Source organism: Flavobacterium sp. HSC-61S13 (genome assembly GCF_024171535.1).
Lineage (GTDB): Bacteria > Bacteroidota > Bacteroidia > Flavobacteriales > Flavobacteriaceae > Flavobacterium.
This window is the reverse complement of record NZ_JALJZV010000012.1, coordinates 22,296-48,167: the sequence shown is the minus strand read 5'-3', so window position 1 is coordinate 48,167 and position 25,872 is coordinate 22,296. Positions and strand designations below refer to the sequence as shown.

Here is a 25,872-nt window from a genome sequence, read left to right as displayed (position 1 = left end):
CTTTTTTATAGTGATTATATTAAGTTTGTATGATTTATATGAAAACGTTTTCATATATAACTAGTTTAATATCACAAAGATAAGTAAATATTAGTTTAAAAAAAACACTATTTAGTCTGCTTTGTTATTTATTAAATTTATAGTTTTGAATTCAATCTTTTAAAAATAATTCATGACACATCTTGACCTAAAAAATTTAATTGACAAGCTAAACTCAGAATCCCCTTGTGAGTTAATAAAAACTACTTTACTTTATGATAATGTCTACTACGGAACAGCTTTGTTAAAAGACCCTATAGATTATGATTACAACACTCCAACAAATCCTTACAAAGTTTATTTTATAAAAAACAAAGACAATATTTTTGTTGGTGCAGTCTTGGATATGGATAATACAAATTTGCATTGGTATGTACTTAAAGAACATCGCAAACAAGGGATTTTAACTAATGCGATGGAAGAGGTAATAATAGATCATCTATTTTCATCACGGAGAAGTCAACGTGTTACAGTTGATACGGCAGACAACTTTCCAGAGGATTCTGAAAAAATATTATTAAAATTGGGCTTTAATAAATTACCTGACGACGAATTTTTGTTAAAAAAAGTTGATCGAAAAGAGATTAAGTTCAGGGAAAATGAAGTCAATAAAATAACTTTAGAAGATTACATGACAATCAAGAAGAAAATAAATTATTTAGCAATATCATTGAAATTTTTAGAAACTGAAATTGAAATTAAAAAGGGAGGAAAGCCGTGTATAAAACATCTCAAGAATGCAAATTTAAACCTACTTCGCTTAAAAAATGAAATACAATGTATTATAGATTTTGAATAAGAATAAACAGAAAAAGCCCGTAACGGGCTTTTTGTTTTATGCGTTCTTTTTTTCTGAAACTTCCTTTCGGATTTCCTTGGTTAACTTTCCAATTTCAAGGAGGTGTTTTCTCAAACGGGTACCGCTTGATTTATTTCCCTTTTCAAATTTTTGTTCCTCGATTTTGGCTGCGTTAGCCATTTCTAAAAGTGTGTCAACTTTAGTCATAACATAGATTAGCGATTTGCCTTTACATCGCGAGGTTTTTGGTTGTTATTCAGTTTTTTCTATTAGTTCTTTTCCAGTTAATATGAAATATAGGTTTTGGAGTTGATGGAGGTATTTTATTTCTACATTAGTCAAAACTGTGTTACACCAAGCAATCCATCTAATCTTTTTATCAATTTTAATATTTACCTCATTACCATGAATAAAAAAACTATGTTTATCATGGAGGTAAATAAACCCATGCCTTAATAGCACATCTTCAGTAATCGTGATTGGTTTTAAATTGACGTTGCATAAATACACTGGAGTAAACCTGCCATTCTCATATCCTGATACGGATATACCATCGCTGGTGATTGCTTCAACAATTACAGTTTTATCCTTATAGGTTACTGCATTACCTATTCTTAGTTCGTTTGCTTCCATTAGTCCAATGTGTTAATGTTTATCGCCAAATTATTTTCTATTAAACCGAATATATCGAAGTGCCATTCTAATAGCTTGCATACAATTGTATATGGGTATCTAGTTGGATCTTTTTCAATATCATTATAATTGACTTTAGAAAAGTTATGATAATTATCTAGTTCATCATAAGGAACAAAAGTTTCACCGTTATGAGTTATTTCTTCGGCTAAATCGGATAAAGGATGCATGACTGGTTTAACGTATTTTCCAATGTCTTCAAAGTCAAAGGTAGTTGCTCCTATTTCTATGGTTTCATGAGCTAAGTCAATGCTAGTTACATTTAGTATTTCATATTCTCCTGAGTCTGTATCTTCACAATAAAAACTAACCCCGTTAGCAGCTAATTGTAAAATCTGTTTTTTATCTATTCCCATAATTACTTTTTATAGATTTCATTAATTAATCCTTTTTGATGAAGCCGCCGTAAAACCGACTTCATAATTATAACTTCGCTACCATTACATTTTTCATGTTTATGCCAAGTGCAGTAAATGTTTCCTTTACCAAAAGGATTATGAACCATTGTCGCTTTTCTTTTTTCGTTGACTTCAATTAATCCCCACATATCGGGTAATTCCTCAACTCTTATTAATCCTTTGGGAGCAATAAAAAAACGCCAATCTCCCATGCCTGTTTCAGGATTTAGCCGAAATGGTTTTTTCTTATCCGCGAGGAAATCGCTCCTACTTACTTTTGCTTCTAACAAAAAGCTTCCTTCGGCATTCCATCCAATTATATCAGGGGTTTCCTGATTGTGAGTAACGAGGTCCTTTACTGCAAAGCTGCATTTTGAGAATAACCACTTGTAACCAATTTCAATTATCTCACTGTGAGTTAATTTCTCCCCACTCATTACTTATTTTCTTTGTTGAAATAACACAAATAGTAGTACATCTGTTTTTCTTCATCCCAACCTTTTTCAATGAATTTTTCAGCGCTTTCCGGATTGATAAAATCAAGTTTGATTGTAATGTTAGTGTCCAGGTTAATCACGTTTTTGAATTTCTTTCGAGCATCGGTTACTGCCGAATTGGATATCGCAAAATTGCTCACGTCCTCAATGCTGTATTTTTCGCCCTTATCAACCTTGTAGTTTTTGAACTCCGAAATCAAATCAGGGTTGTCGATTACTTCATTTAAGAAGCTGCTTTCTTCGAAGTCATCATTTTTAGCAAAGTAGTTTACGGATCGGTTCATAAACATTACCTCTTCTTTTTTATCTTCGGCCTGAAGCACCACGTCTTTTGCAAAATCCTGACAGAATTTCAAGTATTTTTTGGTAAAGAAGTTTTCATCTTGGAAAGCATCGACTGATAAGAAATGTTCTAACCAATATCTAGCATCGTAACGATTAGAATCAATGCTCAGGACCTTATAGCCGTCTTCTTTTTTGTAATTGAATATGATGCAGCCTTTGTCTAATTTATCAAGAGAAATCCCTTGTTTTAGTTGTAACTCTAATCGGCTTTCGTTTTCGTTAATCTCGAAGTAATCGTTTTTGATTTCACTTTTAAAAATTCCAATTGCATCTACTACATTGTTGTCTATTGAAACATTAGTTAGGTAGGCCACATATACTTCGCCGATTTTAATATGCGGATGATTCGATTGTTCAAATAGGTGAGTAGTGATTTTCTTAGATACCTCGTGTAGTTTATCAGGACTTTCAAAAATTGATGTGGCCAGATTAAACATTTCGTTGAACTCGATATCAACATCGTGAGCAAATTGAAAATAACTTTCTTCTTTCTCTCGAAAAGGTTTAAAAAAGAACTCTTTTATTAGTGGCACGATTTCATCATTTAGCTTTAATGACTCGTCAGAAAGAAACATTTTTTCGTTGCGACTTTTGTTACCAACTTTGTGAATTGACAATGTTTCAATGTGTGTGTTGAATAAATTGATCATAAATTTGTGTTTTTAATATTAGTGAGGTTTTCCGTATATCATTCTGATTCTACATCAGTATATTTGTTAAATTTTAATTTTTGAAAAATGAAAAAACTAATACTTTTAATTGCTATCTCTTTCTTTTTTGCTTGTAGTAAAGATGACGGTAGTAGTTCTAATAAATATAATTCTGGGAATGGCTCCAATATTTCTGGTAGCGATAAAATTTGTGGTAGCTACAAAGGGAATACTCTTTACAAAGGTGCTAGCGGGGGATGTTATTACATCAACAAGAATAAAAACAAGACATATATAGATAAAAGTAACTGTAAGTGTTAATCTAACAATAAAAAGCTACCAAAACGATTCGCTCACCTAATTCTATAATATGGGGATATTTGCTATGAAATATAGTAGCGGAATAGGTGAGCAGTCGGTTTGGTTTATTTCTTATATACTCCCTTTTTTCCCACTTGCTTAGGTCGTTGCTATCTTCTAAAAGCAGCCGATCAAATTCCTCATTGGATATATCTTCTGGTAAATGAGTTCCGTGTTTTTCGTGAATCCACATTGCTGTTCCGTTTTCTGAAACTCCCTCGGCTTTGTTAATGTAAAGCACGCTCGCTAATAGCGTTTTCTTTCCGTTTATGATGTTATCGGCATGGATGCGCCAATCTGTATCGAAATCTTTGTGCGCTCGTCTTATAAAGCTTAAATTCATTTCGTAGCCGTCAATTTCCAAATAGGGGAGTATCTCGGGCGGAATTTCTAAAATTTCAAACTCTTTTTCGCCTGCTTGAACTCTTTCGAAGTCATTTTGATAGCAATAATCTTGTAGTTCTTGAAATAGAGGGTCGGGTAGGTAGTTGTTTAGAACTTCTAGCATAGAACTACCAATTTGGATTCTTAGCAATATCCTCCCTTAGTGCTTTTTGTAATGCGGGTAATATTTTTTCAGCAAAAACAATACAGGATTTTTCACATTTTGCAGAATAAAGTATGTAAGTATTTCCTTGATACATTTTTCCTCCAAAATATTGTGTGTTTAAGCCACATAAAAACTCTCTAAAATCTTCTTTACCTGTATGTCTCCATGCGAATGATAAATTACCCCAATCGGTTACTGATCCGAAGAATCCATCTGATGTTAATACAATTTGCCCTAGCCAGCTACCGCTTTCATCTCTTAATGTGTATGACTTACTTTTCAATTGTTCCATTTCGTTTTACCACTTACAAATTATAGTGGGAAGTTTTAGATAGTTGTTGTAATATTTCTTCGGAGCATCGCTCGCAATTTTTTAATCCGAGTACTTCCATTATTTGGCGATATCGTAATCCTCGAATGGTTCGATAGCTTTCATACAGGATTTCGTCCTCGATCCAAAAATGGTCGTGATTATGGCTTTTTGTCATATAGTTTTATTTTCTTCAAGTTCTTCGATTCTTTCTTTAAGAATCTGAATCGTATTTTGTAATTCTGCTTTTGTAGGTTCTTTTTTATTATCACAATAACAGTCGTCCAAATCGAAACTATGGACTGTTCCCCAACACATTGGTATTAATACTTTTTCATGAGTGGTTTTATGACCTGCATAGTAACATGCTTTAGTGTTTTTTGGAAAGTTCCACTCGTCAGGATTATATTTTACCATTTAAAGTTAGATGCATCCAAGTAAACTTGTGTATGTCTTCGCAGCGGATTTCTATTTCTGAAGGGATTATTTACAGTTGTTGAATTAATCCCTAAATCCTTATGACAAGCTCGTATTAAACCTCTCCAACAAAAGTCTGTTGCCATCTGTCCTTTGTGCCAATCTCTTTGAGTGAACCGGTGCCATTGTTCGGGGACAATTTCAAATTCTTGTCCATCCTTAGTTTTGAAAATCGTTAGTGGAGAATTTGAAAGCCATAGATACATTGGTTTTGTATCGTCGATTAAAGTTTCATCTTCTTTTAGATTTTCATCGCGAGGAATCATATCTCTGTGCCAATTTGGAATACATGGGTATTGATTAGGCATTAGCATATGTACTTTTACATCCCAAATAAAATCACTTGGATTTTCGGGGAAAGTAGAGAGTAGTCCTTTTAAATCGGGCATATATTCTAAAATGTCCGAATACTCTCCGTGAATGATTCCGCAGTGCTGTGACTGCCAATTAATTTTCTTCATCTTCTATTTCTTTTATAATTCCTTTTACTACTCCATTGGGATGCTCGATTTTCTCCCATTCGTCAGAACCGATTAATGAAATCATTCGTAAGTGATGCTCGAATTGAATTCTCATTTTGGAACTGCCGTATATTTTCTGCTGTACGTTATCGAGTGATTTAAACGTGGCAGTTTGCTTTATTTTGTCGGATAGGTTCATAGGTTAAGTTTTAATTTAGACATTGAGCTTCTGCCCATGATTGCACAACATGCGGAACAACACTGTTTCCGATAAATTTTTTCTGATCGCTTTGGTTACCAAATAATTTGTAATTCAATGGAAATCCTTGTATTAATTTCAACTCAAGAACTTTCAACATTCGCATTTTAATGTCCGAGATACCGTAAAGGGCCATGAACTCTTTAATTTTAATCATGGTTTCACTATCGTCTTCGTAAATTTCAATCACGACATTTGGGTCTTGGTTATAATTGACTAAGTACAATGGTGCCTTATCTTGTCGAGCAATAATAACTGGGCACGGCTGATTTGTGTGCATTGTGTGTCCTCCGTGACTTGGATTGAGTATAAATGGTGCACTGACTAAAGCGTGTTTGTCTGAAGTCATTATTGTGCCGGCTGGTTGTTCGATACTTTGATGATTATGCTTTCCAGAGTATTGCTTATCTAGCCAATTACATTGAACTTTTGTAAAACGATCTTTTGTTGTTACTGTTCCTGCCGGTTCTTCAATTGAAGAGACATTATCTCCCGTGCCATAGTATTTGGTCAAAAATGACACATTAACTACAGATTGATTACATGCAGTTGTAAGAGTTCCTAGTGGATTATCAATCGATGTGACTTTTCCTGCTGGTCTTCCGCTGAAATATTTTGCAATAAAAGCTTTTTCTCCTCCTGCAACATGCTTGATAAGTCCGGCATAAATTCTTTGAAGAGTAGCTTCTACAAGTGGTTTTTTGCGAGTAAAAATAGATTCACCTTCATCATCAAAATCTAAGACCTCTTTAACAGGTTTCCATTTTTTTAAACCTGAGTTAAACAAATCAGTAATTGTCGACGGTAGTTTTGAATGAGTTGGTTCTGGCCAAGTTATCGGCAACCCACTTTTAGCGAAACATCCGAAAAGGCGATTTCGAGAAGTGTAGGCTCCGAAATTAGCACTGTTGAGTTCCTTCCATTCATCGCGATAACCGAAAGAATTTATGTGATTTCTCCAACGCAACCAATCTTGACCGGACTTCATACTAATTGGTTTTCCTTTCTTATCTAAAGGCCCCCAACTCATGAATTCAACTACATTTTCGATTTGAACGTAGTCGGGATTTAGTGCTGTAATGTATCGATCTAAATGCTCTGCTAACGTTCTGCTATCTGCATCCCGAGCTTGCCCTCCTTTTGCTTTAGAAAAATTGGTGCACTCTAAAGAAGCCCAAAGAATCACTTTTGCATTTGGGTATTCTTTTTTATAAGCCCTTAAAATTTCTATTAAAGGTTCCAAATTCAATATTCGGATATCTTCTTCAAAGTGATAAACTTCTGGGTGATTTTCCCAGTGTGATTTTATCGCTTTGTGATCGTGATTTACACAAGCTGCTATTAATGCTACTGGATCCCCTTTTTTGTTCTTTGCGTTTGCAAATCCCGTGGTTGTTCCGCCAGCTCCACAAAAAAGATCAATCACAATAAATTCTATGGATTCTGGTTTTTCTACTTTTTGAACTGCAAAAGGTTTTTGAAAAGATAGAAATGCATTTATCATTTCAAAATCTTTTTACAAATCCCAATCACAGATTTAGGGTCTTTTTTATAAGCTTGAAGAATACCGGTTAGGTTCGGAGTGTCGTATAACTCTACTTGAGATAGTTCCTGAATAAAGGCTTCGAAATGTCCTAATACGTCGAAAGTATCATCTTCACGAACTTTCAAAAAGTGATTAAAATCGGGGTTGATCAACATCAATTGCTGTGATGTCAATTTCATTTGCTTAGCAGCTAACTTATTTACTTGTGATTTAGTTGGCAGGTTAGAGCCGACTTCGTGTAAATACTTTGATAATGTCTCCGAAAGCAAAATGATCTTAGTCATTGCGTTAGCTTTCGCATAGGTATAATCGTGTTCAGAGATTTTAACAGGTACCGCGCCAATTAAATTTCTTGATTGAATTATTGCTAGTGCTTGAGCTGGGTTTTTGCACCAAGTCGCGTTTGCTAGTTGAGTATAAAAATGGTTATCAGGACCATTGTAGTATAGTTCGCCTTTCTTGATGATAATTAAGTTCGGTTGTGTTTCTTTATTTTGGTTCATTTTATAAAATAGTTGAGCAGTTCGGTATTCACGAACGGTTGGTTTTGCAATATTTTTTTGTGGGTTATTTCAGTAGTTCCTCTATCGGAAGCTGTAAATCGATTCGTTTTTGGAAGAACTCCCGTAAAACGATTTCGAATAGCTTGATTTCAACCTTATTAGATTTGTTGTCTAGCAGTAGATTCAATTCGTCACGAATGCTTTTCACTTTCTTAGAGTTGTCTTTGTTATTCTCAGCTTGAGCTAGAAGTTCCTTTTCAACTTCGGCATGAGCAATAATTCTTCGCTCATCATACCATGGTTTTAATCTCGGAGTATCTTCAGTAGCTTTCTTAATGAATTTCCTATCAACCAATTCATCAAATACGTGAACAAATGGATGGTTAATTTTTCCTTGATTGGCAAACTCTTCAAAACATCTTGTAATTGCCTGATCCATTATTTTTTTCTTTTCCGAATCGGAAGTTTCAGAGAGCAGTAATGTATTTGCAGGAAGTGAATTTGACTTAGTAATGTTGTACTTCGTTTTAATATCAATTTTCCAATCCAAATATTTTTTGAGAATTTCTGCTGCGTAACCAGTGTCGAATAATTGAAAGTGTTCGGTTTTTGTTTCGTACATCCGCATTCGCTCCAATTCAAAGGCTTTATAAATTTCATCCGGTGTTAAATGATCATAAACCGTGAAAAGCATTTTGATGATTTCATCGAGCATCAATTGGTCTGTCTTTTCCTTCATCCCAGACAGACCAATTGATTTAGTCAAAGCTTGGTTGATTAGAATTGTTAGTCCATCATCATCTTGTAGTCTTTCTCGAATTGTCATTTGAGAATAAGAACTTCTTACAAAATCAATCGGGCTTTTTACGCAAAAGGTTTCGATAGTAGTCAGCTGAGTGCTGTATGTTTTCCGAATTTGATTTGACGGTGTCGAATGTTTGACGGCCAATGATTCGGTCTTCGGTTTTTGTTTCTCCATATTGAACAGGTTTTAACTTCAAGTGAGGAATTGTGTTTTTTATTTTCGTTTTCCAACTTTTGATTGGATTGTCGTGCCCATCGCGCCAATTGTTTTCGATCCAGCTATCATACTTCGCTGTTAGGGGATAGATAGCGCTTTCTGGATCGCCCAAATTGTTTTCTTGGATTATCTGAAGTGAATAGTTTAAGAAGTCTTCTACGGGCGGGATTTGCGCCTTTTCTTTTTTTGGCGCAACTTTTTTTCTTTTTTTTATTTCAGGGGTTTTTAAATCGGTTTCGGAAGGAATATTCTCGGATTTGTTTTTTTCTTCAAATTCCCCTTTTGTTTCTTTTTTTAAAAGAATAACATTAACGTTATCATTTACGTTAACGTTACCGTTATCATTTACGGCTTCGTTTGCTTCGTTTTGCTTCACGCTTGAAGCATTTGCTTCGTTTGCTTCTGTTTTGCTTCTCGATTCACCACTTTTTAAACCTCCTTTTCTTCCGTTTTCCGACCTTTTCTGCTTGATATTCGCGTATTTAACTAAATCTCTTTTTAGACTTTGTTTAATCGGCTCAAAAGCAATTTTTAGTAATGGATCGGTAAGAATTGGGTCTTTGTCGTTTACGTATCTGACAATTGTTTTAAATAAGCACCCTGCTTGCTCGTCTGATAATAAATCTAAAGTGGATTCTATATCGGAATACAATAAAAAAGATTTTTTATCTGTAGCCATTTTAGGTCTCTTTTTTAGTAAGCACTCTTGTTTTATGATCTCTCTTTTGCCAAGTAAAACCATTATTGAGTTTCTCTTGTTCTAATAAAAGAAGCGATGGAATAATTCCCATCGCTTCATTTTTTAGTATCACTGCTTCTTCGAAAATAGTAATGTGTCTATCTTCGGATTCGGGCTTTCTTCGTTTTTTGCTTGCCATTTTTAAAGTGAATTAATCCCAACGGGACCAGTAAATGTCAGGAGTGTTGTTATAATCAGTTATTTTTACTTGCGCGGAATAAAGTCTAAATATTTTGGCTTCAATTCCGTGTAAGGAAACAAGTTTTGAAGGAGTTATCTCTTTTGCCTTATCATCGCAAGTATCTTTGTACGTAAAAGAGAAAATCTGCCCTTCTCTTGAGCCTTCTGAAGAAAGAATAAATTTAAAAGTACATTCATATTCTTTCTTATCCGGATCAACATCAGCATACACTTCTATCCAATTATATTTGGTATTCTCGTTTACTATAAAAGTGATTTCACCTTCACCTTCTTGATCGTTTTCTTCCTGACTTGCTTCGATTATAATATCTGCAATCTCTTGAAGAGTGATTGTTTTCTTATTAACGAAGCCGATGATATCTTGAGTCATGTCAAGTATTGGCTGTAAATTTACTTGTTGAAGTAAATTGTCATTAATGGTCTTAGCAATTAACGTATTGTAATCGATTAGATCTAGTTCCTGAAGATTGACATTAATGGTTTCTTCAAGTTTTGCTTTGATAGATTTAGCGGTATCTCCATAACTTCTGAAGATATCACTTACTATTGAACTTATCATTTCAGAAGCTTTGGCTTCTAACATTTCTGGTAGTTTTTCAGCTATGACTTTGTTAATAGCAATTTGTGATTGTTTATTGAAATCCATTTTTAAAAGTTTTTAAAGGGTTTTATTTAAAAGGGTAAATCGTCGTGTTCTTCCTCATTGAATTGAGGTTTATTGCCCATGTAGTTATCAACTGCACTTTCAGGTACAGGATCGTATCTCGGGGCCGAATTCTCAGCATCAATTTTCCAACCTTGAATAGAGTTAAAGTATTTGGTTTCTCCCTGTGGATTAACCCACTCTCGGCCACGTAAATTGATCGATACTTTTACCGGTTGTCCGATTTGAAATGAATCCAATAAATCACAACGGTCTTGAGTAAACTCAATTATGATATGTTGTGGATATTGTTCCTCTGTTGTTACTACTAGCTCACGTTTAGTAAACGACTGGCTTACTTGTTGTGATTGATGTATTGCTTTTATTCTGCCGATTACATGCATTATTTGTTGTCTTTAATGATTGAACAAATCAGCGCTAGAAATATTAATATTAGTAGTGCTGCATCTTGGTGGTCTTCTATTGCTTTTAGGAATGTTTCCATCTAAACTTCATTTTCAGGTTTATAATTCCAGAATCCTAAAGCACCTTTTTTAACCGGAATAGGTTTGTCATACATTATTGGATTGTCCAAAACGTAATGCCAAATTCCTTCGCCACGATCTGCCCAAATAGATGAGTGTCTTTGAACACAATCTACCAAGTCAACTTCGCCAATGATACATCCAAGCGACCAATCTAATTCTTCAATATCAATAGTTGCTCTATCTTGCGCTACAGTTAATGAATGATCCTTGTCAGGTACTTTGGATGCGTGAATAAGAAAACGCCCTCTAAAGGACGTTTTCCAAGTTCTATTCTCGATATTCTTTATCCCTAAAGCGATTAATTCCGCCCAAGGTTGCTTAATAGATAGGGCTTTAGTTGGTTTTTCCATCTTCGATAAGCTTTAGGGTTTCAATCTCTTTAGCAATTAGCCATTCTCGAGCCATCAGGACGCGCCTAGTGATGTTTTTTATATCTTCCGACTCTAGGTTAACAGAAAAACGTTTATCTCTTAAATGGGCAGGAATTGAGAAGTCGAGTACTGGGTTATAAAAATCATAATTTGGATATTCTGCTTGAAATGCTGGTATGTCAAAAATCATGTTTCTTTCCAACTGACAAACGGCATTAATCCAGGTTTCTTCTTCTTCCTCTGGCATATTCATCTTATACCATAATGATTTTTTCTCATTGTTAATTAAATGGAGTGGGGCATTGACTAAACAGTAGCATAATTCGGCTTCTGTTTTGGTCTTTAACTCGGGATTATCGTAGCTATGCTCTAGCCACATATAGCCTTTTAATTGCCATGAATAAAGGCTAATCAATTCGGCATTTTCAAAGGTTTCTAAGTCCCAAGATGATTTGGTGTCTTTTGTTTTGTTTTGGCGATTGTCGGGTGTTCCTTGAATAGTTCCGTTGCTAAGATGCTCGTCATTTTTGCGATAAAAGAAATTGTCAAGTTGAGATAGAAGTCCAAGAGAATCATCCTCATTTATAGTTCCTTTTGTTAGATACTTGTTATCTAAAAAACGTCTTCTTCTCCAAAACTTATCTCTAAATTCTTTCTCTAAATAAGTAATTGCTCCAGAAGGTAACTCGTCGGGATTGTCTCGTTTTTTGATTAAAACTCCAAGTCGCAAATCTTTTGTTTCGGTCCATTTGACTTTGTTTCCATTTCTATTGAGTCCGTAGTCTCTTTCGTTTGTTAACTCTTCAATTTCGAGCGCTATTTTTGCTTGTTCATCTTCGGTTGGAAGATTGGTCATAATGTTGCCTAAACTAGAGCAACGAGCCATCCAGTTTGTAAATATTAAGGGTTTTGACATAGTGTTCCGGGATTTAAACTACTCTGGTGTAGTTCGATTTGTTGAATAAATTCTTCTTTGCTTCGGCACTCTCCGAGATACTTTTTTCGATATCTCTTACCAACTATTTCAATGACTTCGTAAAGAGGTGGTTTTGCGTAGTTGATACCGTTTACATTAGCATAATAAGCTGTAAATGCGTTTCGTCCTTTTACTGTAACATTGATTTGTGGTTTAGTCATTTGAATTTGAAGCTGCTTTAGGAGTTTCTTCAATTTCCTCGTATTGCGAAAAGACTTTATCGATGATAGTATTTATGTAATTGGAGTTTATTTTGTCTCGAGGAACATCTCTTATAACATCAATTAGCTTGTCGAAATACGCAATATCTACACCTATCAATTGTTCTTCAAGCACAACAGGATCTTTTAAATTTAATTCTGAAATTTGAAACATCATTTTTAGCATTTCACCAGCATTGATAGTCCACCCTCTCTTAAGAAACTTTTTAATTCTAATAATTGAGGTTAGCGGATATTGGCTACCTTGATATTTTAGATCCTTACTTATAAGTGATTCTAAAGCTTGTAGGTTTGTAACAACTCCATCTTCGAAAGTGAAGTAATTGGTAGCGTGGATAAAATCGAATGTACTATGAATTTCTTCAGGAGCACCGCTAAATCGTAGCACTATTTGAATATCATCAGTTAATGAAATTGCATTTTGAGAAAGAAATGCGATTTGATATTTTTTATTTTCATCAATCTGCATTCTTTGACCAGAAGATTCAACATTCAACTTTACTTGATTGGGCTTTAGATTTTTTAGTCTAACGGTTTGTTCCGATAAATCCTCATTTAGAGATTCTAATTCTTTTTTAGCACAGTTTAGATTCCCGTACTTTTTAATGTAATGATCGAGAATGAGCTCATCTTTTTTTCTTCCATCTAGTACGTCATTCGGCATGTAGTACATAGCTAATTCAATTAAAACATCCATATCTTGAATGTAAATATCGAAATCGTTTACAGGTTCATTTAAGAACATTGAGGTAATTGAACCACCAGAAACTAAAAGGTTTTCTTTTACTTTTTTTCTTAAAGATTCATCAGTAATAGTCTCTAACCACTCATTTAACTTCTTAGTGATAACTTTAGATATTGTTTTCTTTTGCATTATTATGTTTTTTTGCCGCCGTGAATTCGGCTTAGTTGATGTTTTTTTGATAACTCGGAATTGTTCTCCAGTTCGAGATTGTGTTCTATACAACAAGGTTTCCAAAAGCGCACATCGAGAAAAAGAGTTATATCGTTTTCTCTTGCCCAATCATCAGCATAGCCGATTCTACCACGAGTATGTTCTACACTCGTAGCGGGTCTGTTGCATTCTTCGATAAAACAGATTTGATTGTATTCTTTCGAAAGGAATTCTAATCGGATAATTGAATAGATTTCGTTATCCTCTTTGCGTTTTTTGGAAACCTTGTTTATACGCTTTGGTTTAGCGTGTGTCTTTTGACAAGTAGGGGAGCAGTATTTTTGTAATGAATTATACTGTTTGAAAGTATTTGAGCAATCTGGGTTGTGACACTCTTTGAGTTTATGCTTTTTTAGCATTCTTAGCTTTTTGCTCTAGCTCTTTTTTCTTGTCGTCTAACATGATGATATGCTCGTCTTTTTCAATAAGCGGACTTAATTTTGAAAGAGTTTCAAGATCTTGTACTCCCTGGATTGCTTCAACCGCAAGTATATCTTCTTTGTCCGAATACAATTCTTGAATTTCTAAATCATCAGATGGAATTAGCGTTTTTACTTGATGAAGGATTGAAAGCTTTGTTGCTTTTTCAATATGTGATTTTAATCTGTTTTTTTCCTTTTCTTGAATAATTCCTTCCTTATTCAAGGGCTTAGAACTAACAACTGAAAAATCTACATCCGTTGCATCTCCATCTGAAATATCGGTTCCTTTGATATGATTATAAAGCCATCTTCTTGATTTTCTTTCAGCTTTACCAATTAAAGCATCTGCTGTTGCATAAGCATTAGATTTGACCGGAAAATCTATTGTTTGTGTTTTGCTGTCTCCGTTAAGTTGCCAATCTATTTTACATACAACATTGGCAGTTAGTTTGTCTTGACTTTGGATAATTTTAGGATAAGATATATTATATCTTAAACCCTCAATTTTAGCGAGTGACGAACCAAATCCTTCTCTAGTTGGATACATGTTACCTCCGATGATATTCCATTCATTACCGTATGGCTGTAGTCCTAAAAGTAAGGATTCGATTAAACATTCTTTTACTTCTGGCATTGTGTAACCTTCATTTTTATCTTTGTCGGTTCTAAATCCAAGTTTTGAACCTTGTAATGCCATTATAGGTTTCATTACTTCTGGCGTTAATAATTCACGGATTCTTTCAATTGCTCCTGCCATCACAAAAGCTTTTTGAAAGTCTTGCATTTTGTTAGAAAGAACAGCCGTAATTTGCGCGTTCATTTCAATAGAAACTAATTGTTGTTGTTCTGATATAGCTATCTGTCCCATTTTCTTATTTGATCTAAGGGTTTGTAATTAATTGTTTTATTGTAACCTTGAGCTATTCTTGTGTTGTGATTTAGAGAAACCTTGCAGCTTACCCAGTATTGCTTTGTTGTAAGGTTAATAATTATCCGAAGTTCTGTTTCTCCGTAATTAATAGCCGCTGGTAATTGTTGGTATTGCTCATGCTCTAAATGTGCGATTGCTTCCGAATCATGGTCGGTATAGCAGAAATTAGATTCCTTCGGCATAATCTTTTAGTTGTTTTCTTGTAACTCGCCATTGTGAGCCTACTTTGTGAGCTTTTAGAAGGTCGGACTTAATATGAGAGAGAAGTGTGCGCGTATTAACTTTAGTTAATTCGGATACTTGTTTAAGTGTTAAAACTTCTTCCGATAATTCTTCGTCTCTTGTTTTAGGCAAGAAGAATTGATCCATTTTATTTTCCTTTTGAATGTGCAACGCGATTGTTCTCAGTTGCTCATCGCTCAATTCAATTTGTAAGAAACAAGCCATCGTTATTGCTTTAAAAATTCGACAATGTATTCCTTCGAAATCGTACCGTGATTATTGATACAGAAATCACAGAAGCTTTCTAAGAACAGCTTAGATTCTTCTTGTGTTTCATTCAATGCCGGCTCTTCGTAATCTACTTCCATAGTTGGAGTAGGAGGGTTAAGGATTTTATATCTTAAGTCTAGTATAAAATCTTTAAATTCTTCGTCCGTTGTTAATAGATCTTCTTCCGGAAAAATAATTTTAAGATGTGGAAGATCTAATGCTAAATCATCATCAAAACCGATTTCTTTTAAGACAAGGATTCGTTGCTCTTTTAAAAGATTATCCTTTTCAATTTTCAGTTCTTTTTTTTGGGTATCCAAGATAGCTTGGCTAGCATCTAACTTGTCTTGTTTTGCTTTGTTTCCCGCATCAATCTTGTCTTGTGCTAATTTGTTTTTAGCTGCGATTTTAGCTTGTTGCTCCTTTTGTTTTTCAAGATCAAGTCTTTGTTTCTCTTGTTCTTTCAACACCACCTCTCTTGCTTCAAAATCTTTAACGAGTAAGGCTCTTTTTTCAGCAAATTCAGGTTGGAATTCTTCACAGTGTATTGCTACTGCTAAAAAGTTTTCTTTTGTATCAGCTATCTGAGCAAATGTCATCTTAGAAAAAGCAACCGTCCAAGTGGTGTAAAATTCAGTAATAGAATCTTTTATTTTTTGGATTCTGTTTTGCTCCAACCGCTCTTTAGCTAGTTTGAGTTTTTCTAATCGAATTTCTTCCTGTTCTTTTAAAGTATCTTTTCGAGTTGAAAGTGTAAATTTTAGAGCTTCTAATTCGCTAAGTAGGGTAGTGCCAAATTCTTCAAATATTTCGTAAGAAACTTCGATATCATCCAATATCGCTTTTACTTCAAAAGTTAAACTAGACTCGTAGGTCAAATTTTTGATTTTTTCCGTATTAAAAGAAACAATCGAGCGGATGTTACTTAAGTGTTTGTCTTTACGTTCCTGTTCTTTTCTAAGTTTCTCCTTACGTTCTGCTTCCTTGATATTTTCCCAGCGGTCAACTTCAAGTTGTTGTTTCTCTTCGTGCGGCTTAGTAATTTCGATAAGATGATCATAAGTCTGTCCGACTGGAATAGTGATTACTTCTTTGATTTTTTTTATTACAGAAGCTTTTTCTTTTACTAGAGAAGTTCTTGCGGTTACTAAGTTTGTTCGGTTTTTCTTAGCTTCGGTAAAAGTCTCGTTGCCTGTGATAACAATGTAAGGATTGTCTTTTACTATCTGTAGTTGAAGCTCCTTTTTTCCTTGTATCTCTTTAATAGATTCAACTCTGAACAAATCGAGGTTGAAGACTTCTTCTTTTTTTATTTCTTTTGTTACTGACATTTTTAAAGGGTTTTTTAATTCAACACTACTTTGCGGTGTCTTTCCGCATAAAGTTCTTCATACACTAAATTTGTGGTATGAAAAAAGCCGTTAAACGCTAGTCTTTCGGCTTCTGTTAATTGCGGGTATCTTTTTCCATTTATGGTCCAGTGCCCTTCGATAAGTTTCGGATTCATAACTATTCTTTTTGATCAGTTGAAAAAAACAATCCGATTAGGAATAGTATTCCTACAATTGCACCTAATGGATAAATAATGTACTCTAACATATTTAATCTACTATTTGAAATTTCTGTGTAGCAATTCGTTCTTTTGTCTTAATTTCTTGCGGGACTGTTTGAAATTGTTCTTTGACTTTCTCAACATCTTCTAAATAGTACCATACATTTTTTCCTTCCTTAAAAAAGCGAATTTTGCCTCTATACAAATTGTAAAATGTGGTGTGTTTGACATTCAAAATCTCACATGCCTTGTTTTTTGAGACAACTTTTAAAATTTTTGTCATTTTTGGTGTAATTATTAATATTTTATATACGTGTACGTACACGTTATACAGAAAATATGTATATTTGCACTATAAAATCGTATAAATAAGTTTGGAAGACAAGTTTTTTGATTTTATTTTTTAGTGCGTTTTTCATATTTTCTGAACAACGTAGTAATATTTGAAGAGTACTTCCGCCCTCTGTGGCGGTCGGCTCTTTATCTTTTCAAGTTATCGAACGTATTGTCAGTTGCATAAATGGAATTTCACCAATACTCTTAATTACACGAATTGAGAGACTTGCAGGGCTGTACTCGTTATTTGCTTGATAAATAAAAAACCTTAACAGGTTTTTCAATGAACGGTTAAGTTTTATGTATTCACATTTGCTTAACGATTACAAATATATACAGAAAATCTGTATATCAAAATATTTATACAGAATATTTGTATTAAAATACATTATGGATACTAAAAGTGTTGTTAGTCAGAGGTTTATAGATACTGTTGATAGCCTTATTTTGAAAGGCGATGTAAAATCAAAAGCGTCATTATCTAGGGATTTAGGTATAAAACCAAATTCTTTATCTGAAATTATCGGCGGAAGAATGCATGTAGGTATTGATATTATATTGCGTCTTTGTGATTTGTATTCAATCGATGTAGAATGGCAGTTGACGGGAAGAGGAGAGATGTTTGCTACGAAGAAAGAGAGTTCTCAATTTGAGGAAGCAAATACTGTAGTTATTACGGATGATACATTGGATGATGATAAAATCGAGGTAGTAACAAACAGTAATGGTAATAAGTTTTTTCTGTTACCAAATGGACGTATTAAGATGGAAGTCGCAAAAGTCCCATTTCCTGCCTATGCGAGTTATTTGGAGGTTTACCAGGATGATCAAAAGTTACTAGATGAATTTGAGAAAATTACCTTTACGGTTGATCATGTTGGTCGTGGTAATTATTTAGGTTTTAGAACCGCAGGAGATAGTATGAATGGTGGTGGTATAGATGACACTCCAGATAAGGCAGATGTTCTCGCTCGTGAAGTAGGAAGACATTTGTGGGATGGTGGATTTCGTAAAACTAAGTACGGAATGATCTTGGTTACGAGTACTGGTATTTATCACAAAGATATTTCAGGTTATTGTTCAGAAACTGGTACTTTGGAATTAACTTCTAGGAATTCGCTGCATAAACCAATCAAGTATCCTATAAACGATGTTCATCAGATTTTCAATGTAATTAAAAGAATGTTTTAGTATGAAAGTATTTTTGACTTGTTTTTGCTTTATCTTTTTTATTAATCAATCGATTGCTCAAAAACTGTCGTTTAATGATTTTAATTATTTAAGTATTCCAATATTTTTTAATGACGTTAGTGATATTTCAGCTTTTATTGAAACGCGAGATTTAAGTGTTAGTAAAATTATATCTCCTAAGCCTGATGAAAACACTCTACCACATATTATTTTTATCTCAAATGATAAAACTGAAAGTCTTGTTTACTATGTAAATAGTAATTCGTTGATAAGTTCTATTGTGTATTATCTAGGGTATGATAAAGAGAAAGTTGAGAATTTTAGAAAAGATTTAATGGGAGACACGGATTATGTTAAAGTGGATTCAAGGATTGATAATGACAGTTTTGTTGATGTTTATAAGGCAGGAGATAGATCTAGTGAAACAGAAAGAACGTTAGATATAGTTACGTATTTAAAAGAAGGAGTTAAGAAATATTATATAAAAGTTGACGGGTATCATCCATATAAATTTTTACGCAGATATAAAGAATTGGAATAATGCGTGTTTCCTTATTTTTACTGAATTTATAATTTATATATTTGATTTGATTAAAAAATATAAATTATGAAAAAAATATTACTATTATTTATAAGTCTGTTCGGTATGTTAGTTGTTTCTTGTTCAAAGGACGATGGAGGTTCTGACGATTGTCAAAAAATCGGAGGTTTTGAAGTTGAAAACAACAACTATTATGTTAGAAGTGAAGGGGTATTGTATAAGGTGGATGAACAAGCTTTTAATTATTTTTACGATAAGGTTATAAATAAAAAAGAGAATCCATGTTTTAAAGCAAAGGAATATGAAAAGAAGTAATACAATAGTTATAGCGTATATATAAACAAAAAAAACGCCCTGATGATTCAGGGCGTTTTTTTTGTAAAGTGTATATTGGATAGTTTCTAGATAATAGAAAAACTTAATATGTACAAGATTTCATGCGTTTTCATGCGTTAAAAGACATGAGTTGTCGGGATGTGGTCGGGATAAAAAAAAGCCCTTACATTGTAAGGGCTTAATAATAAAGTAATTGTAAAATAACTCAGTGACCTCGACTGGATTCAAACCAGTAACCTCTTGAGCCGTAATCAAGTGCGCTATTCAGTTGCGCCACGAGGCCTTGTTGCTTATTGCGAGTGCAAATATAGAAACAAATTCGTTATCTACAAACTAAAGTGAAAGTTTTTTTTAATTTTTCCCAGCAAAATCGCGACTTTGTGCGGTAAGTTTGCAGTAATCAGTTAGTTGTGGTTCTAATAAAAAATGATATTTTTTTTAGTTTTTTTTCGAAGCTAATTCATTCGAGCATTTTTAAAGCTGTATTTTTGCTGTACTGAATTTTAAATCGCGTTATGAGGCCTTTTGCATACTTTTCTTTTTGGTTAAAATCGTCTAATGAGCACGGCATACATTCTCCTTTTGTCTTTAATTGGATTATGCAAGGTTTGTATGTTAAGAACCCCGTGTGGGATACGATGCCTAAAAAGGCTGTTTTTGTTGAACGTGTATTTGCGTATTTCAAGCCTCAAAAAGTAGCTTGGTTATCGGATCAACCTGTTTCGGGTAAAATAGCCCAGCAGTCGGTATTCTTTTCCTCTGTGGATTCTCTGCGGAATTCAGAGACGACTATACAGTTGATCTATATCGACCAAACGAAAAAGTTAGATGCTATAGGAATTATTGAGGCCTTAAGAGGCTTGGGGAATAATGCTTTTGTTTTGGTTGATAAGCGCTGTCAATCTGCCGAACTAAGGGTTTTTTGGCAGCAGTTGGTGTCTAGTCCTAAAATTACAGTGACTATGGATTTTTATTATTTCGGATTGGCATTTGTACGCAAAGAGCAATTGAAACAGCATTTCACGATAAGGCTTTAGTACTGTAACAATTAATTTACTTATTCTACTAATAGTAAAAGATTTTTTGTTTATTTGAGTAATATTCCGACTTAGGTCATGCGGTCAACGATGGATTTGTTGAAAATTGAATCGATGGTGACTGGTCTATAGTCAGAAATAATAAGTAATTATATATGAAACATCCCATTATCAAAATACAAGACATTACTCGTAATTTTCCGTTGGGAAGTGAAACAGTATATGTCTTAAAAGGTATTGATCTGATTATTGAAAAGGGGGAATACGTTGCTTTGATGGGGCCTTCGGGTTCTGGAAAATCAACCTTGATGAATCTCTTGGGGTGTTTAGATACGCCATCTTCTGGGATGTATTATCTAAATGATAAGGACGTCAGTAAGATGAATGATGATGAGTTGGCGGAAATTCGGAATAAAGAGATTGGTTTTGTTTTTCAAACGTTTAATCTGTTGCCGCGGATGACTGCATTGGATAATGTGGCGTTGCCTATGGTTTATGCTGGCTATTCGAAACAGGAGCGCAATTTAAGGGCTGAAGAAGTCTTAAAGCAGGTTGGACTCTCTGATAGAATGGATCACCAGCCTAATCAGCTCTCTGGAGGGCAACGACAACGTGTTGCGGTTGCGCGAGCATTGGTAAACAAACCGTCGATTATCTTGGCAGATGAGCCAACGGGAAATTTAGATTCTAAAACTTCTGTTGAAATCATGGGATTATTTAATGAGATTCATGCAAATGGTAATACGGTTATTTTGGTGACACACGAAGAAGATATTGCGGAACATGCGCATCGGATTATTCGATTAAGAGATGGAGTAGTAGAGAGCGATACGAGAATTAAATAAATAAAGAAAATATTTTATGAAGGTTTATACTAAGACAGGAGATAAAGGTACCACAGCCTTATTTGGGGGAACACGTGTTCCAAAGCATCATATCCGCATAGAGAGTTATGGAACGGTTGATGAGCTAAACTCTTATATTGGATTGATACGCGATCAAGAGATCAATGTGCTTTATCAGGAAGCGCTAATTGAAATTCAAGATCGATTGTTTACTGTTGGTGCTATATTGGCGACAGACCCGGATAAAGCAATTTTGAAAAACGGGAAAGAACGATTGAATATTCCGAAAATCACGGAAGCTGATATAGAATTTTTAGAAAATGAAATTGATACCATGGAGTCCTATCTGCCACAGATGACCCACTTTGTATTACCGGGTGGACATACGACAGTGTCATACTGTCATATAGCAAGGTGTGTTTGTCGTAGAGCAGAGCGCTTGTCAGTACAATTAAATGAGTCAGAACCGACAGATGAATTTGTTTTGAAGTATTTAAACAGACTTTCTGACTATCTGTTTGTACTGGCACGAAAATTGACTTTTGACCTGCACGCAAAGGAAGTGAAATGGATTCCTCGTCAAGACAAAGAATAGTTAAACACGGGGCTTTTTAAGAGCTTTTCTAAGGTGATATAATAAATGTTCTTAACTTTATCATAAAAAATATAAAAAAGACTTGATTATTTCAGTAATAAAATTATTTTTGCAAAAAACTTAAATCGATTAAGATGTATTGGACATTAGAATTAGCATCCTATTTAAGCGATGCTCCGTGGCCTGCCACGAAGGATGAACTTATTGATTATGCAATTAGAACAGGGGCTCCACTGGAAGTGGTTGAAAACCTTCAATCCATCGAAGACGAAGGGGAAATCTATGAGTCCATGGAAGAGATATGGCCAGATTATCCTACCGACGAAGATTATCTTTGGAACGAGGATGAATACTAAATAATAATAGAAAAAGTCTCAGTAGAGGCTTTTTTTTTATTTAATTTTGTTTACACACAGTATAATATAATTAACACATAATTTATGAATCTCATAAACACCATATTAAAGGCTTTTGTAGGAGATAAATCGCAAAGAGATATCAAAGAAATACAGCCTTTAATTGATAAAATTAGATCTTATGAAGGGTCGCTTTCAAGTTTGTCTAATGACGAACTACGTGCTAAGACCTTTTATTTTAAAGAAAAAATTCAACAATCTAAAGCAGAAAAAGATGCTAAGATTGCTTCCTATAAAGAGGAAATTGAAAAAACCAACGATATTGATAAAAGAGAGACTATTTACTCTTCTATCGATGCATTGGAGAAAGAAGCTTATGCTTTGACAGAAAAAACCTTGATGGAGATTTTACCAGAAGCATTTGCTGTGGTGAAAGAAACAGCAAGACGTTTTAAGGAAAATGAAACAGTTGAAGTAACTGTTACGGAGAAAGACAAAGAATTTGCCTTAGAAAAACCTTATATCACCATTGATGGAGATAAAGCTTATTGGGCAAATACTTGGTCGGCTGCTGGAAAACAGGTGACTTGGGATATGATTCACTACGACGTTCAGTTGATCGGTGGAGTGGTATTGCATCAAGGTAAAATTGCAGAGATGCAAACAGGTGAGGGTAAAACTTTAGTTGCAACCTTACCGCTTTACTTAAATGCCTTGACTGGTAACGGAGTACACTTAGTTACGGTCAACGATTACTTGGCAAAACGTGATAGCGCTTGGAAAGCACCGCTTTTTGAGTTCCACGGTATGTCTGTAGATTGTATTGATTTACATCAACCAAACTCTCCAGGAAGACGTAAAGCTTATTTGTCAGATATTACTTATGGTACAAATAACGAATTTGGTTTCGATTATTTGAGAGATAATATGGCTCATACACCAGAAGAATTGGTTCAAAGAAAACACAATTATGCCATAGTCGATGAGGTCGATTCGGTATTGATTGATGATGCTAGAACACCATTGATTATATCTGGTCCTGTACCAGAAGGAGATCGTCATGAGTTTAATGAGTTAAAACCGAAAATTCACAATTTAGTTGAATTACAACGTAAATTGGCTAATGGATTTTTGACAGAAGCAAAGAGATTGATTCGCGAAGGAAATACTAAAGATGGTGGTTTTCAATTGTTGAGAGCTTACCGTAGTTTACCTCGTAATAAAGCATTGATTAAGTTTTTGAGTGAAGAAGGAGTAAAACAAATTCTTCAAAAAACCGAAAATCAATATATGGCAGATAACAATCGTGACATGCACAAAGTGGATGAAGCCTTGTATTTTGTTATTGAAGAAAAGAACAATCAAGTTGAATTGACCGATAACGGTATTAAATTCCTTTCTCAAGATACTGATGAGACTTTCTTTGTTTTACCGGATATCGGAATGGAAATGACTCGTATCGAAAAGATGAACTTGTCTAAAGACGAGGAAACGGAGCAGAAAGAGCGTTTGTTTCAAGATTTTGGAGTGAAAAGCGAGCGTATTCATACCTTGAGTCAATTGCTTAAAGCTTATACTTTATTTGAAAAAGATACAGAATACGTTGTTATAGAAAACAAAATTTTAATTGTTGACGAACAAACGGGACGTATCATGGATGGTCGTCGTTATTCCGACGGTTTGCATCAAGCGATTGAGGCTAAGGAAAACGTGAAAATTGAAGCGGCTACTCAAACTTTTGCAACGGTAACTTTGCAAAACTACTTTAGAATGTATAAAAAACTATCTGGTATGACCGGTACGGCAACGACGGAAGCAGGAGAGTTTTTACAAATATATAAATTAGACGTTATCGAGATTCCAACGAATCGCGGTATATCACGTATTGACAAAGAAGATTTGATCTATCGTACCGTTCGTGAGAAATTTAAAGCTGTAATCGATGATGTAGTAGCATTATCAGAAGCGGGAAGACCGGTTTTGATTGGTACAACTTCAGTAGAAATCTCAGAATTATTGAGCCGTTCATTAAAAATGAGAGGAATTACTCATAATGTATTGAATGCTAAAATGCACAAGCAAGAGGCGCAAATCGTTGAAGAGGCTGGTAAGGCTGGAGTAGTGACTATTGCTACGAATATGGCTGGTCGTGGAACGGATATCAAACTTTCGAAAGAAGTTAAGGAAGCTGGAGGTTTAGCGATTATCGGTACAGAGCGTCATGACTCTCGTCGAGTTGACCGTCAGTTAAGAGGACGTGCAGGACGTCAAGGGGATCCGGGAAGCTCTCAGTTCTATGTTTCATTAGAAGATAACTTAATGCGTTTGTTCGGATCTGAACGAGTGGCTAAGGTTATGGATAGAATGGGACTTAAAGAAGGAGAGGTGATTCAGCATTCTATGATGACTAAATCAATTGAAAGAGCTCAGAAAAAAGTCGAAGAAAATAACTTTGGTATTCGTAAGCGTTTATTAGAATATGATGACGTAATGAATGCTCAAAGAGAGGTAGTGTATAAGAGAAGAAAACACGCTTTATTCGGAGAACGATTGAAAGTGGATATCGCTAATATGATGTATGACTTCTGTGAAAACGTAGTTGTAGAAAGTAAAGGTGCTGGTGATTATAAAAATTTCGAGTTTGAATTAATTCGTTATTTTGGAGCGGGATCGCCTTTTTCTGAAGATGAATTTAGAAAACTATCTGAAGGGGAATTGACGAATAAATTATATGAGTTTGTTTTTAATAGTTATGGAGAGAAATCTGTACGTAGTGCAGAAGAGGCTTTTAAAGTGATTAAAAATGTTTACGAAAATAATAAAGGACAATTCGAGCGTATTGTTGTTCCGTTTACAGATGGGCTTAAAAACTTAAATATCGTTACTGATTTAGAGAAGGCCTATAATTCTCAAGGGATGACTTTGTTGAATGATTTTGAAAAGAATATTACTTTATCTATTATTGATGAAGCTTGGAAAAAACATTTGAGAAAAATGGACGAATTAAAACAGTCTGTGCAATTAGCTGTTCATGAGCAAAAAGATCCTTTGCTAATCTATAAATTTGAAGCATTTAATCTCTTTAAGAAAACCTTAGGGGATATAAATCAAGAGGTGATTTCATTCTTGATGAAAGGTGATTTGCCAGTACAGAACCCACCGGTGCAAGAAGCTCCGAAAGAAGTGAGAAAAGCAGATGACTATCAAATTTCTAAAGAAGAAGTGCTGAATATTGAAGAGACGGTTGAAAAAGTGCGTCAGAATCAAGCGGGAGAAACCTTGCAGCATCAACAGCCGGTTCAGGAAACTATCGTAAGAGATGCTCCGAAAATCAATAGAAATGATACCGTAACACTTAGAAAAGTGATGACAGGAGAAGTTGAAACCATGAAATTTAAAAAAGCAGAAGCTTTGTTGAATTCAGGAGAATGGGTGCTTGTTGAAGAATAAATCTTTAGTGTATATAATATGAAAAGGGATCGCCATTGTAGGCGATCCCTTTTTTTTTGGGTATTGACTGAGCAGTGTTGTATCGTTGTTCTATGGCGATTCTTTTATATGAAGACATACTAGTTTTAACCTAGTAGTTATTGGTAGTGATACTTTGTATTCGGGTGCAGTGATGTTTTTATTTGCTTATTGGATTTGGCTTGTAAGCTGCTTTATTGGTTCTTTT

The 25,872-nt window shown here is 34.5% G+C and carries 37 protein-coding genes and 1 tRNA gene; 10 read left to right on the top strand and 28 right to left on the bottom strand.

Translation table 11 applies throughout. The features are described 5' to 3' along the window. Nucleotides 1–172 precede the first annotated feature (172 nt). On the top strand, nt 173–838 hold the full coding sequence (locus tag L1275_RS11880; protein WP_253473367.1) for a GNAT family N-acetyltransferase: 666 nt from the start codon (nt 173–175) through the stop codon (nt 836–838). 36 nt (nt 839–874) lie between these two features. Here the strand turns inward: L1275_RS11880 and L1275_RS11875 are convergent, their stop codons facing one another. The 5 genes from L1275_RS11875 to L1275_RS11855 are packed head-to-tail and all read right to left on the bottom strand — an operon-like array spanning nt 875 to nt 3,421. Continuing rightward, nucleotides 875–1,045 (bottom strand): histone H1, encoded by a 171-nt coding sequence (locus tag L1275_RS11875; RefSeq protein WP_253473365.1) that lies wholly within the window; start codon nt 1,043–1,045, stop codon nt 875–877. A 45-nt stretch (nt 1,046–1,090) separates the two neighbouring features. Then, nucleotides 1,091–1,471, bottom strand: coding sequence for a hypothetical protein (locus tag L1275_RS11870; protein WP_253473362.1), 381 nt, complete (start codon nt 1,469–1,471; stop codon nt 1,091–1,093). Then, complete coding sequence (locus tag L1275_RS11865) at nt 1,471–1,887, bottom strand: hypothetical protein (RefSeq protein ID WP_253473359.1); 417 nt, start codon at nt 1,885–1,887, stop codon at nt 1,471–1,473. Before L1275_RS11865 ends, L1275_RS11870 begins: the two co-directional genes overlap by 1 nt. Nucleotides 1,888–1,889: 2 nt before the next feature. Continuing rightward, nucleotides 1,890–2,366: a hypothetical protein gene (locus L1275_RS11860; RefSeq protein ID WP_253473356.1), complete on the bottom strand. Its 477-nt coding sequence runs from the start codon at nt 2,364–2,366 to the stop codon at nt 1,890–1,892. Further along, a complete protein-coding gene (locus tag L1275_RS11855; RefSeq protein ID WP_253473353.1) occupies nt 2,366–3,421 on the bottom strand; it encodes a nucleoid-associated protein in 1,056 nt (351 codons plus the stop codon). Before L1275_RS11855 ends, L1275_RS11860 begins: the two co-directional genes overlap by 1 nt. Before the next feature lie 87 nt (nt 3,422–3,508). Here L1275_RS11855 and L1275_RS11850 point away from each other — a divergent pair, with 87 nt between their 5' ends. Then, the gene (locus L1275_RS11850; protein WP_253473350.1) at nt 3,509–3,742 is read left to right on the top strand and encodes a hypothetical protein; all 234 of its coding nucleotides are present in this window, start codon (nt 3,509–3,511) and stop codon (nt 3,740–3,742) included. Nucleotide 3,743: 1 nt separating this feature from the next. Here the strand turns inward: L1275_RS11850 and L1275_RS11845 are convergent, their stop codons facing one another. The 22 genes from L1275_RS11845 to L1275_RS11740 form a co-directional block, all read right to left on the bottom strand. After that, a complete protein-coding gene (locus L1275_RS11845; RefSeq protein WP_253473347.1) occupies nt 3,744–4,289 on the bottom strand; it encodes a hypothetical protein in 546 nt (181 codons plus the stop codon). Between the two features lie 4 nt (nt 4,290–4,293). Then, nucleotides 4,294–4,623, bottom strand: coding sequence for a hypothetical protein (locus L1275_RS11840; RefSeq protein ID WP_253473344.1), 330 nt, complete (start codon nt 4,621–4,623; stop codon nt 4,294–4,296). 192 nt (nt 4,624–4,815) lie between these two features. After that, on the bottom strand, nt 4,816–5,058 hold the full coding sequence (locus L1275_RS11835; protein WP_253473341.1) for a hypothetical protein: 243 nt from the start codon (nt 5,056–5,058) through the stop codon (nt 4,816–4,818). After that, nucleotides 5,052–5,579, bottom strand: coding sequence for a hypothetical protein (locus L1275_RS11830; RefSeq protein WP_253473338.1), 528 nt, complete (start codon nt 5,577–5,579; stop codon nt 5,052–5,054). Before L1275_RS11830 ends, L1275_RS11835 begins: the two co-directional genes overlap by 7 nt. Then, nucleotides 5,566–5,778, bottom strand: coding sequence for a hypothetical protein (locus tag L1275_RS11825; protein ID WP_253473335.1), 213 nt, complete (start codon nt 5,776–5,778; stop codon nt 5,566–5,568). The genes L1275_RS11830 and L1275_RS11825 overlap by 14 nt, the downstream gene beginning before the upstream one ends. Nucleotides 5,779–5,788: 10 nt before the next feature. After that, nucleotides 5,789–7,342, bottom strand: a complete 1,554-nt coding sequence (locus L1275_RS11820; protein ID WP_253473332.1) for a DNA cytosine methyltransferase — start codon at nt 7,340–7,342, stop codon at nt 5,789–5,791. Continuing rightward, nucleotides 7,339–7,887 (bottom strand): hypothetical protein, encoded by a 549-nt coding sequence (locus L1275_RS11815; protein ID WP_253473329.1) that lies wholly within the window; start codon nt 7,885–7,887, stop codon nt 7,339–7,341. The genes L1275_RS11820 and L1275_RS11815 overlap by 4 nt, the downstream gene beginning before the upstream one ends. A gap of 851 nt (nt 7,888–8,738) precedes the next feature. Further along, nucleotides 8,739–9,587, bottom strand: coding sequence for a DUF6291 domain-containing protein (locus L1275_RS11810; RefSeq protein ID WP_253473326.1), 849 nt, complete (start codon nt 9,585–9,587; stop codon nt 8,739–8,741). A gap of 1 nt (nt 9,588) precedes the next feature. Then, nucleotides 9,589–9,786, bottom strand: coding sequence for a hypothetical protein (locus tag L1275_RS11805; protein ID WP_253473323.1), 198 nt, complete (start codon nt 9,784–9,786; stop codon nt 9,589–9,591). Nucleotides 9,787–9,798: 12 nt separating this feature from the next. After that, on the bottom strand, nt 9,799–10,494 hold the full coding sequence (locus L1275_RS11800; protein ID WP_253473321.1) for a hypothetical protein: 696 nt from the start codon (nt 10,492–10,494) through the stop codon (nt 9,799–9,801). A gap of 26 nt (nt 10,495–10,520) precedes the next feature. Further along, on the bottom strand, nt 10,521–10,895 hold the full coding sequence (locus L1275_RS11795; RefSeq protein WP_253473319.1) for a DUF3127 domain-containing protein: 375 nt from the start codon (nt 10,893–10,895) through the stop codon (nt 10,521–10,523). Between the two features lie 101 nt (nt 10,896–10,996). After that, nucleotides 10,997–11,389: an ASCH domain-containing protein gene (locus tag L1275_RS11790; RefSeq protein WP_253473317.1), complete on the bottom strand. Its 393-nt coding sequence runs from the start codon at nt 11,387–11,389 to the stop codon at nt 10,997–10,999. Then, nucleotides 11,373–12,326 (bottom strand): hypothetical protein, encoded by a 954-nt coding sequence (locus L1275_RS11785; RefSeq protein ID WP_253473315.1) that lies wholly within the window; start codon nt 12,324–12,326, stop codon nt 11,373–11,375. Before L1275_RS11785 ends, L1275_RS11790 begins: the two co-directional genes overlap by 17 nt. Further along, nucleotides 12,311–12,547, bottom strand: coding sequence for a hypothetical protein (locus L1275_RS11780; protein ID WP_253473313.1), 237 nt, complete (start codon nt 12,545–12,547; stop codon nt 12,311–12,313). The genes L1275_RS11785 and L1275_RS11780 overlap by 16 nt, the downstream gene beginning before the upstream one ends. Further along, nucleotides 12,540–13,481 carry a hypothetical protein gene (locus L1275_RS11775; RefSeq protein ID WP_253473311.1) on the bottom strand — a complete coding sequence of 314 codons (942 nt, stop codon included), beginning with the start codon at nt 13,479–13,481 and terminating at the stop codon, nt 12,540–12,542. Before L1275_RS11775 ends, L1275_RS11780 begins: the two co-directional genes overlap by 8 nt. 2 nt (nt 13,482–13,483) lie before the next feature. After that, nucleotides 13,484–13,921: a hypothetical protein gene (locus tag L1275_RS11770; protein WP_253473309.1), complete on the bottom strand. Its 438-nt coding sequence runs from the start codon at nt 13,919–13,921 to the stop codon at nt 13,484–13,486. Further along, the gene (locus tag L1275_RS11765) at nt 13,905–14,852 is read right to left on the bottom strand and encodes a hypothetical protein (RefSeq protein ID WP_253473307.1); all 948 of its coding nucleotides are present in this window, start codon (nt 14,850–14,852) and stop codon (nt 13,905–13,907) included. Before L1275_RS11765 ends, L1275_RS11770 begins: the two co-directional genes overlap by 17 nt. Continuing rightward, on the bottom strand, nt 14,840–15,097 hold the full coding sequence (locus L1275_RS11760) for a hypothetical protein (protein WP_253473304.1): 258 nt from the start codon (nt 15,095–15,097) through the stop codon (nt 14,840–14,842). The genes L1275_RS11765 and L1275_RS11760 overlap by 13 nt, the downstream gene beginning before the upstream one ends. Beyond that, a complete protein-coding gene (locus L1275_RS11755; RefSeq protein WP_253473301.1) occupies nt 15,081–15,362 on the bottom strand; it encodes a helix-turn-helix domain-containing protein in 282 nt (93 codons plus the stop codon). The genes L1275_RS11760 and L1275_RS11755 overlap by 17 nt, the downstream gene beginning before the upstream one ends. Before the next feature lie 2 nt (nt 15,363–15,364). Further along, nucleotides 15,365–16,738, bottom strand: coding sequence for a hypothetical protein (locus tag L1275_RS11750; protein WP_253473298.1), 1,374 nt, complete (start codon nt 16,736–16,738; stop codon nt 15,365–15,367). A gap of 14 nt (nt 16,739–16,752) precedes the next feature. Beyond that, nucleotides 16,753–16,914 (bottom strand): hypothetical protein, encoded by a 162-nt coding sequence (locus tag L1275_RS11745; RefSeq protein WP_253473295.1) that lies wholly within the window; start codon nt 16,912–16,914, stop codon nt 16,753–16,755. Between the two features lie 94 nt (nt 16,915–17,008). Further along, nucleotides 17,009–17,242: a helix-turn-helix domain-containing protein gene (locus L1275_RS11740; RefSeq protein WP_253473292.1), complete on the bottom strand. Its 234-nt coding sequence runs from the start codon at nt 17,240–17,242 to the stop codon at nt 17,009–17,011. Between the two features lie 443 nt (nt 17,243–17,685). Between L1275_RS11740 and L1275_RS11735 the strand changes: the two genes are divergently transcribed. The 3 genes from L1275_RS11735 (at nt 17,686) to L1275_RS11725 (ending at nt 19,342) form a co-directional block, all read left to right on the top strand. Then, a complete protein-coding gene (locus L1275_RS11735) occupies nt 17,686–18,486 on the top strand; it encodes an XRE family transcriptional regulator (RefSeq protein WP_253473290.1) in 801 nt (266 codons plus the stop codon). A gap of 1 nt (nt 18,487) precedes the next feature. After that, nucleotides 18,488–19,027, top strand: a complete 540-nt coding sequence (locus tag L1275_RS11730) for a hypothetical protein (RefSeq protein WP_253473287.1) — start codon at nt 18,488–18,490, stop codon at nt 19,025–19,027. Between the two features lie 66 nt (nt 19,028–19,093). Continuing rightward, entirely contained in the window at nt 19,094–19,342 is a 249-nt protein-coding gene (locus tag L1275_RS11725) for a hypothetical protein (RefSeq protein ID WP_253473284.1), read from the top strand. A 230-nt stretch (nt 19,343–19,572) separates the two neighbouring features. On the opposite strand, the gene L1275_RS11720 is transcribed toward L1275_RS11725, so the two are convergent. After that, a tRNA-Arg gene (locus tag L1275_RS11720) sits at nt 19,573–19,646 on the bottom strand. A 232-nt stretch (nt 19,647–19,878) separates the two neighbouring features. Here L1275_RS11720 and L1275_RS11715 point away from each other — a divergent pair. From L1275_RS11715 to secA, 5 genes are all read left to right on the top strand, one after another. After that, nucleotides 19,879–20,400, top strand: coding sequence for a hypothetical protein (locus L1275_RS11715; RefSeq protein ID WP_253473281.1), 522 nt, complete (start codon nt 19,879–19,881; stop codon nt 20,398–20,400). A gap of 155 nt (nt 20,401–20,555) precedes the next feature. Then, complete coding sequence (locus tag L1275_RS11710; protein ID WP_253473278.1) at nt 20,556–21,245, top strand: ABC transporter ATP-binding protein; 690 nt, start codon at nt 20,556–20,558, stop codon at nt 21,243–21,245. A gap of 16 nt (nt 21,246–21,261) precedes the next feature. After that, nucleotides 21,262–21,840, top strand: coding sequence for a cob(I)yrinic acid a,c-diamide adenosyltransferase (locus L1275_RS11705; protein ID WP_253473275.1), 579 nt, complete (start codon nt 21,262–21,264; stop codon nt 21,838–21,840). A gap of 134 nt (nt 21,841–21,974) precedes the next feature. Next, nucleotides 21,975–22,196, top strand: a complete 222-nt coding sequence (locus L1275_RS11700) for a DUF2795 domain-containing protein (RefSeq protein ID WP_002986941.1) — start codon at nt 21,975–21,977, stop codon at nt 22,194–22,196. An 84-nt stretch (nt 22,197–22,280) separates the two neighbouring features. Then, the gene (secA, locus tag L1275_RS11695; RefSeq protein WP_253473272.1) at nt 22,281–25,646 is read left to right on the top strand and encodes a preprotein translocase subunit SecA; all 3,366 of its coding nucleotides are present in this window, start codon (nt 22,281–22,283) and stop codon (nt 25,644–25,646) included. Nucleotides 25,647–25,872 lie beyond the last annotated feature (226 nt).

Bases quoted from the DNA above. Each gene is read 5' to 3' on its own strand.
- L1275_RS11880 (WP_253473367.1), top strand. From the start codon at position 173: ATGACACATCTTGACCTAAAAAATTTAATTGACAAGCTAAACTCAGAA.
- L1275_RS11875 (WP_253473365.1), bottom strand. From the start codon at position 1,045: ATGACTAAAGTTGACACACTTTTAGAAATGGCTAACGCAGCCAAAATC.
- L1275_RS11870 (WP_253473362.1), bottom strand. From the start codon at position 1,471: ATGGAAGCAAACGAACTAAGAATAGGTAATGCAGTAACCTATAAGGAT.
- L1275_RS11865 (WP_253473359.1), bottom strand. From the start codon at position 1,887: ATGGGAATAGATAAAAAACAGATTTTACAATTAGCTGCTAACGGGGTT.
- L1275_RS11860 (WP_253473356.1), bottom strand. From the start codon at position 2,366: ATGAGTGGGGAGAAATTAACTCACAGTGAGATAATTGAAATTGGTTAC.
- L1275_RS11855 (WP_253473353.1), bottom strand. From the start codon at position 3,421: ATGATCAATTTATTCAACACACACATTGAAACATTGTCAATTCACAAA.
- L1275_RS11850 (WP_253473350.1), top strand. From the start codon at position 3,509: ATGAAAAAACTAATACTTTTAATTGCTATCTCTTTCTTTTTTGCTTGT.
- L1275_RS11845 (WP_253473347.1), bottom strand. From the start codon at position 4,289: ATGCTAGAAGTTCTAAACAACTACCTACCCGACCCTCTATTTCAAGAA.
- L1275_RS11840 (WP_253473344.1), bottom strand. From the start codon at position 4,623: ATGGAACAATTGAAAAGTAAGTCATACACATTAAGAGATGAAAGCGGT.
- L1275_RS11835 (WP_253473341.1), bottom strand. From the start codon at position 5,058: ATGGTAAAATATAATCCTGACGAGTGGAACTTTCCAAAAAACACTAAA.
- L1275_RS11830 (WP_253473338.1), bottom strand. From the start codon at position 5,579: ATGAAGAAAATTAATTGGCAGTCACAGCACTGCGGAATCATTCACGGA.
- L1275_RS11825 (WP_253473335.1), bottom strand. From the start codon at position 5,778: ATGAACCTATCCGACAAAATAAAGCAAACTGCCACGTTTAAATCACTC.
- L1275_RS11820 (WP_253473332.1), bottom strand. From the start codon at position 7,342: ATGATAAATGCATTTCTATCTTTTCAAAAACCTTTTGCAGTTCAAAAA.
- L1275_RS11815 (WP_253473329.1), bottom strand. From the start codon at position 7,887: ATGAACCAAAATAAAGAAACACAACCGAACTTAATTATCATCAAGAAA.
- L1275_RS11810 (WP_253473326.1), bottom strand. From the start codon at position 9,587: ATGGCTACAGATAAAAAATCTTTTTTATTGTATTCCGATATAGAATCC.
- L1275_RS11805 (WP_253473323.1), bottom strand. From the start codon at position 9,786: ATGGCAAGCAAAAAACGAAGAAAGCCCGAATCCGAAGATAGACACATT.
- L1275_RS11800 (WP_253473321.1), bottom strand. From the start codon at position 10,494: ATGGATTTCAATAAACAATCACAAATTGCTATTAACAAAGTCATAGCT.
- L1275_RS11795 (WP_253473319.1), bottom strand. From the start codon at position 10,895: ATGCATGTAATCGGCAGAATAAAAGCAATACATCAATCACAACAAGTA.
- L1275_RS11790 (WP_253473317.1), bottom strand. From the start codon at position 11,389: ATGGAAAAACCAACTAAAGCCCTATCTATTAAGCAACCTTGGGCGGAA.
- L1275_RS11785 (WP_253473315.1), bottom strand. From the start codon at position 12,326: ATGTCAAAACCCTTAATATTTACAAACTGGATGGCTCGTTGCTCTAGT.
- L1275_RS11780 (WP_253473313.1), bottom strand. From the start codon at position 12,547: ATGACTAAACCACAAATCAATGTTACAGTAAAAGGACGAAACGCATTT.
- L1275_RS11775 (WP_253473311.1), bottom strand. From the start codon at position 13,481: ATGCAAAAGAAAACAATATCTAAAGTTATCACTAAGAAGTTAAATGAG.
- L1275_RS11770 (WP_253473309.1), bottom strand. From the start codon at position 13,921: ATGCTAAAAAAGCATAAACTCAAAGAGTGTCACAACCCAGATTGCTCA.
- L1275_RS11765 (WP_253473307.1), bottom strand. From the start codon at position 14,852: ATGGGACAGATAGCTATATCAGAACAACAACAATTAGTTTCTATTGAA.
- L1275_RS11760 (WP_253473304.1), bottom strand. From the start codon at position 15,097: ATGCCGAAGGAATCTAATTTCTGCTATACCGACCATGATTCGGAAGCA.
- L1275_RS11755 (WP_253473301.1), bottom strand. From the start codon at position 15,362: ATGGCTTGTTTCTTACAAATTGAATTGAGCGATGAGCAACTGAGAACA.
- L1275_RS11750 (WP_253473298.1), bottom strand. From the start codon at position 16,738: ATGTCAGTAACAAAAGAAATAAAAAAAGAAGAAGTCTTCAACCTCGAT.
- L1275_RS11745 (WP_253473295.1), bottom strand. From the start codon at position 16,914: ATGAATCCGAAACTTATCGAAGGGCACTGGACCATAAATGGAAAAAGA.
- L1275_RS11740 (WP_253473292.1), bottom strand. From the start codon at position 17,242: ATGACAAAAATTTTAAAAGTTGTCTCAAAAAACAAGGCATGTGAGATT.
- L1275_RS11735 (WP_253473290.1), top strand. From the start codon at position 17,686: ATGGATACTAAAAGTGTTGTTAGTCAGAGGTTTATAGATACTGTTGAT.
- L1275_RS11730 (WP_253473287.1), top strand. From the start codon at position 18,488: ATGAAAGTATTTTTGACTTGTTTTTGCTTTATCTTTTTTATTAATCAA.
- L1275_RS11725 (WP_253473284.1), top strand. From the start codon at position 19,094: ATGAAAAAAATATTACTATTATTTATAAGTCTGTTCGGTATGTTAGTT.
- L1275_RS11715 (WP_253473281.1), top strand. From the start codon at position 19,879: ATGAGGCCTTTTGCATACTTTTCTTTTTGGTTAAAATCGTCTAATGAG.
- L1275_RS11710 (WP_253473278.1), top strand. From the start codon at position 20,556: ATGAAACATCCCATTATCAAAATACAAGACATTACTCGTAATTTTCCG.
- L1275_RS11705 (WP_253473275.1), top strand. From the start codon at position 21,262: ATGAAGGTTTATACTAAGACAGGAGATAAAGGTACCACAGCCTTATTT.
- L1275_RS11700 (WP_002986941.1), top strand. From the start codon at position 21,975: ATGTATTGGACATTAGAATTAGCATCCTATTTAAGCGATGCTCCGTGG.
- secA (WP_253473272.1), top strand. From the start codon at position 22,281: ATGAATCTCATAAACACCATATTAAAGGCTTTTGTAGGAGATAAATCG.